Here is a 13,209-nt window from a genome sequence, read left to right on the forward strand (position 1 = left end):
CCGGAACGACGAAGTAGGAAGCAATACTGGAACGACACGATAGTGGGTGTTACTGGACGAAATCGTTGTTGTTATTTGAATGTTCAACCCGCTCGTCATCCCTGAGAGCTGTTATCAGGGATCCAGGTGTTTCTTTTGACTTTTTGTCTTGAATATTTGAAGCCAACACCTGGATTCCGGCTCAAAAGCATTGCCGGAACGACGAAGTAGGAAGCAATACTGGAACGACACGATAGTGGGTGTTTATTGTCACTTATTCTTTTTTACTTTTTTACTTTTTTACCTTTTTATTTTTGCTATTAGCTCACGCTAAATAAGGATATTTATGAAAGTTGTTATTCCCGTTGCTGGTTTAGGTACTCGTATGTTGCCTGCGACTAAAGCTATTCCGAAAGAAATGCTCCCTTTGGTGGATAAGCCACTCATTCAATATATTGTCGATGAGTGCGTTAGTGCAGGGATTAAAGAAATTGTATTGGTGACTCATGCCAGTAAAAACGCCATTGAAAACCACTTTGATAAATCTTACGAACTTGAATCTACCTTAGAGAAACGTGTTAAGCGTCAGTTATTACATGAAGTACAGGCTATTTGCCCTAAAAACGTCACCATCATGCATGTTCGCCAAGGCGAAGCTAAAGGGCTAGGGCATGCTATTTTATGTGCTAAGCCTTGTATTGGTGATAATCCTTTTGCGGTTGTGTTACCTGACGTAATTTTAGATTCGTATTCTGCTGATCAACGTACCGAAAACTTAGCGTCAATGTTAATTCGTTATCGCGAATCTCATGCCAGTCAAATTATGGTTGCGCCAGTTCCGGATGACCAAGTTAATAAGTATGGTATTGCCGATTGTCACGGTGAAACGATTAATCCAGGAGACTCGACTAAAATATTTAATATGGTCGAAAAGCCAGAGATTGGAAAAGCACCTTCTAACCTAGCAGTTGTTGGTCGTTATGTGTTGTCAGAAAAGATTTGGGATCTTCTGGCTAAAACCTTACCGGGTGCCGGTGATGAAATTCAATTAACTGATGCTATTGATATGCTGATTGAATCTGACACGGTTGAAGCTTTCAATATGACCGGTAAGTCACACGATTGTGGTGACAAGTTGGGTTACATGAAAGCGTTTGTTGAATACGGCTTACGCGACCCTAAATTAGGCGGCGACTTTAAGAAAGAACTTGCTGGTTTATTGGAAGAGTATAGATAGTTACTGTTTTTGCTTCGCCGGTATTATTGAGTGCTAACGCCGCTATCTCCAGCACTTTTAATACGAGTCCCACAATTCTTCTAGTTCGTCATCCCCAAGATCTTTTATTGGGGATACTGCTTATTGCCGTCATCCTCGAACGCTTCTATCGGGGATCCTGCTTTTACGTTTCGTCATGAAAAAGACAAAGCCGATTCTTGTTTTAAAAGCTTTACTGGAATAATGACGCAAATGAAGGCATTAACTATATTTGAGATCGAAATACTTCGGTCTAAAACGATGGACACCTAGTATAGCTTAACTTTGTTCAGCAGTTAGTCTCTTTTACAATGTTATTATTACTTTTGCAAAGATTATCTAACTTTTATGTAACTGTCTAAATATTATAGCACTTTACTAAAGTTGAGATCTTCTTTGTTAATGGAATACCTATTAAATTTTACGTTCAATATTTTCAGGTTATAAATTTTTTATTGTTGAAAATTGTTTTTATATTTATATTTATATTTTTAAGGGATAATATGGAAGATAGAGCTCGTTGGGTTGATTATGCAAAAGGAATTGGCATAATTCTTGTTGTATATGGACATGTAATGAGAGGGCTATATAGTGCTGGGTTTGAGTTTTATGGTCGTTTTTACGAACTATCTGATAGCATTGTATACAGCTTTCATATGCCATTATTTTTCTTTTTGTCAGGCCTGTTTTTCTATCAGACGCTCAGCAATAAAGGTCCTAAGCAGTTAATATTTAGTAAAATAGATACGTTATTTTATCCTTATGTTGTCTGGTCGATATTTCAAGGCAGTATAGAAGCTATATTATCAAATTATACCAATGGAAATGTTACTTTTTCCGATGTCTTATCTTTACTTTGGGCTCCTAGAGCACAGTTTTGGTTTTTGTATGATCTATTTTTTTGTTTTGTTTTTTTTAGTGTGATTCTTAATGCGCAGACGAAAATTAGAACAATTATTTCTTTTTTGTTTTTGATTACTTTTTATTACATACTTCTTAATGTTTCAAATGATAACACCCTTTTATTAGTTTATTGTATTTTCTTTTTGTTCGGTGTTATATATAACTTTTATTTTAACAAAGGTTATATGGAATCAAAACTTCTTCTTTTAATAGTTTCTATTTTGTTTTTTATATCACAGTATATATATCATTTTTATTACTCACTGAGTTATTTAGATTATTCTATTTTTTCACTGTTGCTAGCATTTGTCTCAGTGTTTTTTATTGTATTACTCTCATTATTTTTATCAAAGACTAAAGTGAAGTTTTTATCATATTTAGGTGGAGCTTCAATGGCTATATACTTGATGCATATACTTGCAGGGAGTGGAGTTAGAGTTATTTTAGGTAATATCTTTGGTATTGAGTCTGTAGTTATTCATTTAATTTTGGGACTTGTTGCTGGGTTATTCTTTCCCTTAATAGCATTGTGGGTTTTTAGAAAGGCAAATTTAAAGTATATTTTTTCAGCACCGATCAGTGGTTTTTTAACTGATTCGAATAAAACTAAAATTAGTTGAATTAACATTCAGGTGTATTAGTTTTATCATAGTTATTATCTGATATATTATTTAATTAATTATGATTGAATATTCATTTCTGTAGTTCACAAAAATAGATAATCTAATCTCTATTTTGTGAACTAGCGTTTGGGAAAATGATCTGGGCTCAAGCACTTTCATATATATTTCTTACATCAAAGCCTTTCCTTTAAGCAATTTACGCAGCCACATTCTGTTGGGGCTAAGCAAAGCTTGTAGCTCTAGGCTTAGTGGTGATAGCTCGCCGCAGAGGTTTGCTGCTAAGCATTCGGCTACGAGTGGGCCTGAGCTTAGGCCGCGTGAGCCGAGTCCTCCTAATACATATAACCCGTCATAAATTGGTGCTGGTGTTGTTTGCCAGTAACGTTGCCATAGGCTGGGCTTGTCTTTCGATTGCTGCTGCACAGCATATCGGGTAAATAACGCGTCAACATCAGGTACGCAGCCCATTACTGGGAAATGATCGCGACTGACCATCCTTACGCCAACTCTGGCATCGTTGTTTGAAACATCAATATCATTAGGCCAGTTTGAATTGGGAAAGCTTTGTTGCATTTTTAGACTGTTTTCATGTTGTTCTAATGGGCAAAAATCTAAGTGCTTAGGGTCTTTGACATAGCTTGCTCCCACGCAATGAAGTTGATTGTGTTGTGGCGTAAGATAACCATTAGCGCAGATAACAGTATTGAGTTGTGCCAATTCACCTTGTGGAGGAACATGGCTCACTTGGCCTCTAAAACCGGTGATTTGTAGCTGTTTTGTTTGCTTGTAGCGAGTCAGTTCAGCACCTGATGCAATGACGACCTGGTCGTGCCTTGCTATAAGGGTGTTATTTTCGCCACTAAGCAGTTGCCAGCCAGATGGATGTGATTCCAGTGAGCTAATGTCACTATTATAGATAACGCGAACCTTGGCTAATGATTGTGCTTTGATAATGCTAGCTTGTGCGAATTCAAACGGGCAGGCCCAGCCACCTAATGGATAATAAAAGCCCGACTTATCGATATCCACTTTGGCCAGTTGTGTCGCTTGGCTCGGGTTTACCTTAAAAGCAATTTCAGTTGGCCATGCTTGACCATCAATGATTTTATCTAATCTTGTTTGGCTACGCTGATCAAAGCCTGTGTGCAAAACACCACACCAGTCATGACTAATATTAAATCCATTATCCGCTAAAGCCTGAATTCTTCGTCGGCTGTATAGAAAGGCTTGTTGAAAAAACTGACTTAGTGGGCCATTTTCTGGCGTTAATAAAGGATAAATAGCGCCTTGTTTGTTGCCCGAGGCGCCTTGTCCTAATGTGTCGTCTTTACAATAAATGACCACTACTTTACCACGTTCAGCTAAAGATAGGGCAAGACTTGCAGAAGCAATGCCGCCACCTATAATAGCGATAGGACTGCCGTCGCGAGAAGGTAAAGGAGGCATGGGGTTATAAGCAAATTGCTGGCGGGTTTGTTGTCTCAGTGCCTGACGTTCTGCGATAGCTATGTCATCATTTTCTTGCGATGATGTGGCAGTTAAAAAACCGCAACGTGATAATTGCTCATTAATGGATAGCGCAACATCGTCATGACTTGTACTGGCAAAAAATCTTGCATTATCAGTACTAATGCGTCCACATTGCCAAAGTAGTTGCTGATTAAAATAATGATCCGAATGAGTCTCTAGGCTCGTATGGGGTAAGGCAAACCAATGTGTTATCCTTTGTTTATTCGGCGTGGCGATAGTCTTAACTTGCTCCAGTGGCCAACCTTGATAAAGGTCAATCGTCACTTGGCTTTGCAGGAGACTTAGGCGTTGGCAACCTTCGATTGCAGCTATTTCACAGTCGAGCAAAGCTTGAGCAAAAGGGCATAATGGATGATGTGTATTTAGTAGCCCTTGTTGTTGCCATTGATGTTCAAGTTGCTTGCGGTTTATGGCGATGGGTTCAAATACACTAATATGAACTCGTTTATGGACCTGTTTTAAGTCGTTTTGCAGGTTTACCTGTTGTAAGGCTGCTAATAGCAGTATGATTTCATGACCATTACCAAAACCAAATTGACCTAGCGTTAATAATTCACGCTGATTGCGGTTAGATTTTGCATCATAGTCACTGGTTTGCAATACAGTACTGATATAGTGGTTAACTTGTTGTGAATATCGACTGTTTTGATTGACGTTGTCGCCTAACAATTCACAGATTAGTAATGTGTGTAAGTTGTTAGATGTAGATAACAAAGTAGTTTTATTCAAAATATTTTACTCAGAGCCGATAAGTTGGCATTATTTTACCTGCGTTTATGGAAAGCTGACCACTTAATTGCGTTAAAGCAGCTATGATTGCCACAATTAAGTACCGACATGTACCAAATGGATAGTATAAAAATGAAAAGAGTCGTGATCACCGGAATGGGTGTTGTTTCAAGTATCGGCAATAACAAGCAAGAAGTGACAGAGTCATTGAAAGCGGGTCGTAGCGGTATTACTCACTCGGCACAGTTTGAAGAAATGCAATTACGCAGCAAAGTTTGGGGCGACATTAAAATGAACCCAGCTGATCATATCGATCGTAAAGCGTTTCGCTTTATGGGCGATGCTGCTGCATATGCTTACATAGCTATGCAGGAAGCGATTGCTGATGCTAATTTAACAGAAGAACAGTATTCTAATTTCCGTGTCGGTCTGATTGCTGGTACGGGTGGCGCATCGTCAAAAAACCAAGTTCAGGCTGCTGATACGCTGCGTGAAAAAGGCGTTAAGCGTGTAGGACCTTATATAGTACCTCGTATTATGTCTAGTACCGCAAGTGCTTGCTTGGCGACACCGTTTAAAATTAAAGGTATGAGCTATTCAATCAGTTCAGCTTGTGCCACTTCGGCCCATTGTATTGGCCATGCTGTTGAACTTATCCAGATGGGTAAGCAAGATATGGTGTTTGCTGGTGGTGCTGAAGAAGTTGATTGGACATTAACCATGGGCTTTGACGCTATGGGTGCATTATCAACTAAATACAATGATACCCCTGAAAAAGCGTCTCGTACTTATGATGCTGACCGTGATGGTTTTGTTATTTCTGGCGGCGGCGGGATTGTTGTTGTTGAAGAATTAGAGCATGCATTAGCACGTGGTGCGAAGATTTATGCTGAAATTATTGGCTATGGCGCAACATCTGATGGCTACGACATGGTTGCTCCGTCTGGCGAAGGTGCGGTGCGTTGTATGCAGATGGCATTAGCCGATGTCGATACGCCGGTTGATTATATCAACACTCATGGTACTTCTACTCCAGTAGGTGACATGCGTGAACTTGAAGCGTTACGCGAAGTATTTGGTGAAAAAATGCCAGCTATCGCGTCAACCAAATCTTTGACGGGTCACGCTTTAGGTGCTGCGGGTGTTCATGAAGCGATTTACAGCATGATCATGATGGAAGACAGTTTCATTGCGCCAAGCATCAACATCGATAACCTTGATGAAAAAGCGATTGGCATGCCAGTGGTTCGTGAAATGCGTAACACTGAGTTGAACACCATTATGAGCAACAGCTTTGGTTTTGGTGGCACTAACGCAACATTAGTGATGCGTAAATATAAAGCATAATGCGTTGTTAGTGGTTTAAGCCGCGAATGATGTTAAAGCCAGCTTGGGTAACCTTGCTGGCTTTTTTGTTGCCTTTTGCCTAGAGAAAAAACGATAACTGGCGATTACAAGCGAACGCTGCGCTTATAGGGATGGCTAAATGCTATAAAAGCGAAAGCGATTTAAGCGTATATCGTAGATATTTGTCGGTTATTTCTGATTGTAACTGCTTAGCTTTTATAGCCGCGAAGCGAACTAGCAGGACGAAGTCCGCTCTAGTATCTAGGTTTAGTCAGCGATAATATTCAGCGCTATTTCCAATGACGAGCTGGGTGAATTTGGTATAAGATACTGGCCATAAAAAAACGCGATACCTTGTCGTTAAACTCGCAGTGAATAAGATACCCAAATGAAAATAATTGCCGATGAAAACATGCCTTATGTTGATGCCTTATTTGGCTACTTAGGCAAGATAGAATATGTAAACGGCCGAACATTGACTCCTAAACAAGTCGAAGATGCTGATGTGTTACTGGTGCGTTCGGTGACGAAAGTGAATGCTGCATTAATTAACAATGCACATAAACTTAAATTTGTCGGCAGTGCGACCATTGGTACCGATCATGTTGATCTTGAGTATCTTTCGACGCGCAATATTTACTTCACTAACGCCCCTGGTTGTAACGCCACAGCAGTCGGTGAGTATGCTTTTATTGCCATGTTGGAATTAGCTCAGCGTTTTGGTGAGTCTTTAGCCGGTAAAGTGGTGGGGATTGTCGGGGCAGGTAATACCGGCACTGCAGCCGCGAAGTGTATGCAAGCTTATGGGCTAAAAGTGTTGTTGTGTGACCCCATTAAAGCCTTGCAAGGTGATACCCGTGAGTTTGTGTCACTTGATACGATTATTGAGCAGGCCGATATTATCAGTTTGCATGTACCTATCACCAAAGAAGGTGAGCACAAAACCTGGTACTTGTTTGATGAGGCTCGACTGAATAAGTTAAAACCCAATACTTGGTTACTAAATTGCTGTCGAGGTGAGGTAATTGATAACCGAGCGTTGATCAAATTTAAACAGCAACGCGATGATGTCAAACTGGTGCTTGATGTGTGGGAAGGTGAACCTAACCCAATGGCCGAATTAGTTGCTTTAGCAGAGTTTGCAACACCGCATATTGCTGGTTATAGCCTTGAAGGCAAAGCTCGCGGTACGTTTATGTTGTATCAAAAGTGGTGTGAGTTACTTGATTTTCCAGTAAAGAAATCATTGGAGAGTTTATTACCGGCGTTCCAATTTAACCAAATTGTCAGCCAAGGTGATTTAACTGAAGGCCAATTGCTGAAATTGTCGCGTTTGGTCTATGATTTACGTGATGATGATTTTAACTTTAGGGGGTGTTTTTCAACCGCGACAGGTTTTGATCTAATGCGTAAAAATCACACTTATCGTCGTGAATATAGTGCTATCTCGTTAACGCAATCTGTAGACTATTTATCTGCTGGTTCGATAAACCCATCGATGTTGAATGCTTTAGGTTTTAATTGATAAGCTAATGTGAATATTGCCGACAAGCGCACAGATTAAGGCTAAAAAACAGTAATTTTAGCCAGTTGAGAAAAAATCACTTCAAAGTCGGCTTTTTTAGTACATTAACCCTAGTAAAGCACAACTAAACTAAGGTAGATTGATTGTTCAAACTGGAAAATATGGAGTCGGGCGTTAATTATGTCTCAAGAATTTAATGTAGTCGTTTTAGGTGCATCGGGCGCAGTGGGTCAAACTATGATTGAGATCCTCGAGCAGCGTAATTTTCCGGTTGCTAAGTTGTTTCCATTAGCGAGCAGTCGCAGTGCTGGCGAAACGGTCAGTTTTCACGGTAAACAAGTTGAAATTCTTGACGTAGAAACGTTTGATTGGACCCAAGCACAAATTGGTTTCTTTTCTGCTGGTGGCGATGTTTCGGCTAAATGGGCGCCTATTGCAGGTGAAGCAGGTTGTGTCGTCATCGATAATACTTCACATTTTAGATATGACGTTGATGTGCCATTGGTCGTGCCTGAAGTTAATCCAGAAGCGATTGCTGATTTTCGAAATCGCAATATTATCGCCAATCCTAATTGTTCAACCATCCAAATGTTAGTGGCGCTTAAGCCTATTTATGATGCGTTTGGCATTTCACGTATTAACGTGGCGACCTATCAGTCTGTATCGGGTACCGGTAAAAAGGCGATTGATGAGTTAGCGGGTCAATCAGCTAAATTACTGCAAGGTTTGCCTTCAGAGCCGTCGGTTTATCCAAAGCAAATTGCGTTTAACGTATTGCCGCAAATCGATGTGTTCATGGAAAATGGCTACACCAAAGAAGAAATGAAAATGGTGTGGGAAACGCAGAAAATTTTTGGTGACGATGAAATTGTCGTTAATCCAACGGCTGTGCGCGTGCCTGTTTTTTATGGTCACTCAGAAGCTATCCACATTGAAACTCGTCAACCTGTTGATGCCGAAGATGTTAAAGCCGTATTACGTAACGCACCTGGCGTAGAATTATTTGACGATGATAGCGAATATCCAACAGCTGTCACTGAAGCCGCTGGTAGCGATCCTGTTTACGTTGGTCGTGTTCGTAAAGATATTTCTCATTCTCACGGTATAAATTTATGGGTTACTGCCGATAATATTCGTAAGGGTGCAGCATTAAACAGTGTGCAAATCGCCGAGATTTTGATTAGAGATTATTACTAGTCACGTTTTTATGATCAGTAATGACTTAATCAGTTACGCGATTTAGTTTAAAAAGCCTGCAATGCGCAGGCTTTTTTCGTTTTACTGATCCCAATAGTAGCAGGTGTGGTAAATCTAGTTTATAGTCGTAAACATATCATTTTTAACATCAATAACATTGAAATTGCCTGCGAAATTGGCTCATCATGGATGTGATCAGATATAGTTAACGACCATAATACTAACGATAAAAATTGCCTAAAGCCTGTTGCCAAGTCGGTAACTCAATAGCGCTAAATGGGAAGGATGGGATGACTTTGCGTACTTCATATATTGTAGGTTTGATCGCCTGCACAGCCGTTGGCTTAACCAGTGTACAAATTATTGAGTCGGCACAAGCTGAAACGCTCAAAATTACTGGTCCCAATGGCGAGGTTAAACAACCAGCCAAACGCCAATATGGTCCGACGACGTCAAGAGATACCTTTTGGAGTATTGCGCAAAAAGTCAGACCCAGTGACAAGGTTAGTGTTTATCAAGTGATGGCGGCGTTATTTGATGCTAATCCGCACGCATTTAGCGGTAATAATTACAATACATTAGAGCGAGGAATGATATTACTGATTCCTTCTGCCGATGAGATAGCCGCTATTCCCAATGATGTCGCTAAACGCCGCGCAGAGCAAGATGACAGCCGCATGAGTAGACAAACTCAGCCCCGTCCCGCCAGCAAACCGGTGCAATCTCCTAAAGTGGATATTGCCAAAAAACCTACAGCAACAAAACCACTGCAAATAGCCCCACAACCCCCTGCTGTTGAGGTTCAAACCAAAGCGATTAATCAAGCGAATGTTGTTGAAGTGAGTGAGCTAAACAGCTCGCTAGATAAAGCGAATGCAAAAACATTAATGCTTACCGATGAGCTAGCGCGCTCACAAGATGAGTTAATGGTCAGTAACAATGACAATCAAGCGTTGAAAAACAAAATTGAACAAATGTCATTAAACATTTCGTCGCTTGAAGAAGATTTACAGCTATTACGCGAAAAATTTGATGCCCTAAGTTTAGAAAATAAAAAACTCGTAGATCAAGGCGAGAATGCTCCCCCCGTTATTGAGGAGCCGACTGACTTTTGGCGCAGTTTAATGGACAACACTATGTTGCTGATCTTGGCTGCATCGGTGCCGCTTTTGGCGATATTTGGGCTTATATTTTGGTTACTCAGTCGCCGGAGCAAGAAGTCTCAGCAGTCTGAAACAAATACAGAAACTCAAGCCGAGAAAGCGCTTGATCCAACACAAGCCGCTGACGACTCTGACGATATAGTGGTTCATTTAGATACCGATGATGAAGAGTCGATTGATGATTTATTGGATTTAGATAGCGTTGATTTACAGCCTGAAGTCCAAATGAGCGGTGATGCTGAGATGGACATGGCTTCAGATATGTTCATTGATGAAAAAGTGCCTGAAGATGAGGGCACTTCTTTAGACGATTTATGGGCTGAAGCCATGGATGATCAAGATTCTGATCTGCCACCGCTTGAAGATGACGATGATCTCGACAGTCTGCTTGCTGGGTTAGATGATGATCCTGATCAATCCCTAGATTCTACCGCGTCAGAGGATGATATAAACAGCTTATTAGCTGAGCTAGATGCTGACGACATTGTAAATAATGATACTGATGCTTTAGATGCAGCTGCCGAAGATGATATTGATTCGTTATTAGCTGAATTTGATATGCCAGCAGAGTCGGTTGCTGCAGCTGCTGCTGTAAAACCTCAGCAATCAACTGCCGAAGATGATATTGATTCGTTATTGGCTGAATTTGATATGCCGGCTGAGTCTGATGAAGCTGATACACCCATTATGGCGGATAGCGCCGAAGATGATATTGATTCGTTATTGGCCGAATTTGATCTGCCAGCTGAGTCTGATGCTGCACCTGCAGTAAGTAAACCCGAAGCGGTCACAGCCGAAGATGATATCGATTCGTTATTGGCTGAATTTGATCTGCCAGCTGAATCTGATGCTGCGCCTGCACAGAGTAAACCCGAAGCGGCCACAGCCGAAGATGATATCGATTCATTGTTAGCTGAATTTGATCTGCAAGCTGAGTCTGATGCTGCGCCTGCAGAGAGTAAACCCGAAGCGGCCACAGCCGAAGATGATATCGAATCATTGTTAGCTGAATTTGATCTGCCAGCTGAGTCTGACGATGTGCCTGCAGAGAGTAAACAGGAAGCGGCCACAGCCGAAGATGATATCGATTCATTGTTAGCTGAATTTGATATGCCGGCTGAGTCTGATGCTGCGCATGCTGAATCGGATGAGACTATATCTGCAGATGATTATTCACCTGCTGATGACACTTTATCCACTGATGACACCAATACTGAAGATAATGCTGACGAGCTGCTTGCTGGCTTATCTGCCACCAAAGATGAGAGTGATCAAGATGGTTCGCAAGATAGCGGCGATAACCGTGCTGAAGCAGACGAATTGGCACCACTTACCAGTGATTCGGTTGACAATGATGATGACATTGCCGCGTTAATTGCTGCTGAGTTACAAGACGATGCAGATGACCAGGATGAACAGAGCAGCGATGAAGATATTGATTCATTATTGGCGAGCTTAAATGAACCGGTTATTGATTCTACATTTGCCGAAGAAGATGATGATTTAGCGGCGCAAATTGCTGCAGAATTAACTGATGAAGATATCACTGATGCTAATGACGATAATGAAACCAGTGATGATGACATCGATGCATTGTTAGCTAGCCTTAATGACCCGGTTATTGAGTCTGATACTACTGATAAGGACAACGCTGCGCTACAAGCACAAATTGCCGCTGAGTTAGAGGATGATACCGCTGCTGAAGAACTAGTCGCCGATGATGAATCTATCGATGATGATATTAATGCTCTATTGGCCAGCTTTGAAGAGAAAGCAACCGACGATTCACCTTCTGCCACTGATGCTGATAGTTCGACATCTGTCGAAGAGGCTCTTGAAGATAATGAATTATTTGACGAGTTTGACCAATATCTTACTGAAACTGAAACTGAAACTGAAACTGAAACCGACTTAGCTTCAACAGACGATGATATTGAAGACAACCAAGCTCCTGCGGCAGCAGAACCCAAAGTTGATACTGCAGTCGACAGCGAAGAGGAAGATAACAGCTGGTTGGAGGCTGAACTTGAGGCGGCATTAGCATCAAGTAGCGCGACTGACAGCGATGTTGATAGTGATACCGAGGTTGAGCCAGAGCCTGCTACTAAAATAGCTGCAGAGACAGATGATGATGGTCTTGAGGCATTGTTGGCTCAAATGGACGATGACGATACGCCGCCATCGGTCGCGCAAAATAAGGCCAATAAAGATTCTGGTTTCTTTAATGATCTTAAATCGAGCAAACCTAAACCTGAGTTATTAGATTGGGAAAGTGATTTACTTAATGCGGTTGAGTCAGCGGCTGATGAAAGAGACGTCGATGAGCCACAGGTAAGTGATGATGATTTATTGGCAGCATTTTCACAGTCATTAAAAGATGATGACAATGATGATGACTATAGCTCTGAAGACGATTATATCCTTAGCGATAACAACTTAACGGTTGATGAAGCATTAGCGGCACTTGACGAAAAAGAACGTAGCAAATCTTCAGCATATAAAGCCAGTGATGATGACTTAATGCGTTTTGAACGTGAAAACGGCTACATTGATATTGATAAATTGTTGAACGATGCGGATGAAGATGACGATAAAACAGATCAATATAAAGACGTTAGTGTTGATATGGGCTCTGTAAACTCGTTAATCGGCAATCCAGATATGGTTGATGTTGATGATGAAGAAAACTCTGTTAATGCCAAACTTGATTTAGCCAGGGCATACATTGAAATTGAAGATCAAGACAGTGCCCGAGCATTATTAAAAGAAGTGCAAATCGACGGTAATGAACGTCAACAATTAGAAGCTAAGAATTTAATTAACAGTTTCAGTTAACCCACTAAATGAGGTCTCATAGGCTTAAAATACAGGCTTATGTTGACCATATAAAAGCAAACGGCGCAGATACATGCGCCGTTTTTTTGTGATAAACTGCGCGCCATTATTGAGTAGAGGATA

Annotated in this window: 7 protein-coding genes; 6 read left to right on the forward strand and 1 reads right to left on the reverse strand. The window is 40.9% G+C overall.

Annotated elements, in window-relative coordinates; translation table 11 throughout:
• Positions 1 to 325: 325 nt before the first annotated feature.
• Together galU and H5164_RS15905 are read left to right on the forward strand one after the other, a co-directional pair.
• Positions 326 to 1,216, forward strand: coding sequence for a UTP--glucose-1-phosphate uridylyltransferase GalU (galU, locus tag H5164_RS15900; RefSeq protein WP_124016165.1), 891 nt, complete (start codon positions 326 to 328; stop codon positions 1,214 to 1,216).
• Positions 1,217 to 1,737: 521 nt separating this feature from the next.
• The gene (locus H5164_RS15905) at positions 1,738 to 2,757 is read left to right on the forward strand and encodes an acyltransferase family protein (RefSeq protein WP_182757063.1); all 1,020 of its coding nucleotides are present in this window, start codon (positions 1,738 to 1,740) and stop codon (positions 2,755 to 2,757) included.
• A gap of 171 nt (positions 2,758 to 2,928) precedes the next feature.
• Here H5164_RS15905 and mnmC read toward each other — a convergent pair whose 3' ends face one another.
• Positions 2,929 to 5,019, reverse strand: coding sequence for an FAD-dependent 5-carboxymethylaminomethyl-2-thiouridine(34) oxidoreductase MnmC (gene mnmC, locus H5164_RS15910; protein WP_259396842.1), 2,091 nt, complete (start codon positions 5,017 to 5,019; stop codon positions 2,929 to 2,931).
• A 132-nt stretch (positions 5,020 to 5,151) separates the two neighbouring features.
• Between mnmC and fabB the strand changes: the two genes are divergently transcribed.
• The 4 genes from fabB to H5164_RS15930 all read left to right on the forward strand — a co-directional run bounded on the left by fabB (position 5,152) and on the right by H5164_RS15930 (position 13,086).
• Complete coding sequence (gene fabB / locus H5164_RS15915; protein ID WP_165870081.1) at positions 5,152 to 6,366, forward strand: beta-ketoacyl-ACP synthase I; 1,215 nt, start codon at positions 5,152 to 5,154, stop codon at positions 6,364 to 6,366.
• A gap of 388 nt (positions 6,367 to 6,754) precedes the next feature.
• Positions 6,755 to 7,891: a 4-phosphoerythronate dehydrogenase gene (locus tag H5164_RS15920; protein ID WP_182757064.1), complete on the forward strand. Its 1,137-nt coding sequence runs from the start codon at positions 6,755 to 6,757 to the stop codon at positions 7,889 to 7,891.
• A 180-nt stretch (positions 7,892 to 8,071) separates the two neighbouring features.
• Complete coding sequence (locus tag H5164_RS15925) at positions 8,072 to 9,088, forward strand: aspartate-semialdehyde dehydrogenase (protein WP_182757065.1); 1,017 nt, start codon at positions 8,072 to 8,074, stop codon at positions 9,086 to 9,088.
• A 290-nt stretch (positions 9,089 to 9,378) separates the two neighbouring features.
• Entirely contained in the window at positions 9,379 to 13,086 is a 3,708-nt protein-coding gene (locus H5164_RS15930; protein WP_182757066.1) for a FimV/HubP family polar landmark protein, read from the forward strand.
• The last annotated feature ends 123 nt before the right edge of the window (positions 13,087 to 13,209 follow it).

The sequence above is a fragment of the Shewanella sp. SG41-3 genome (genome assembly GCF_014164545.1).
In the GTDB taxonomy this organism is placed as follows: domain Bacteria; phylum Pseudomonadota; class Gammaproteobacteria; order Enterobacterales; family Shewanellaceae; genus Shewanella; species Shewanella vesiculosa.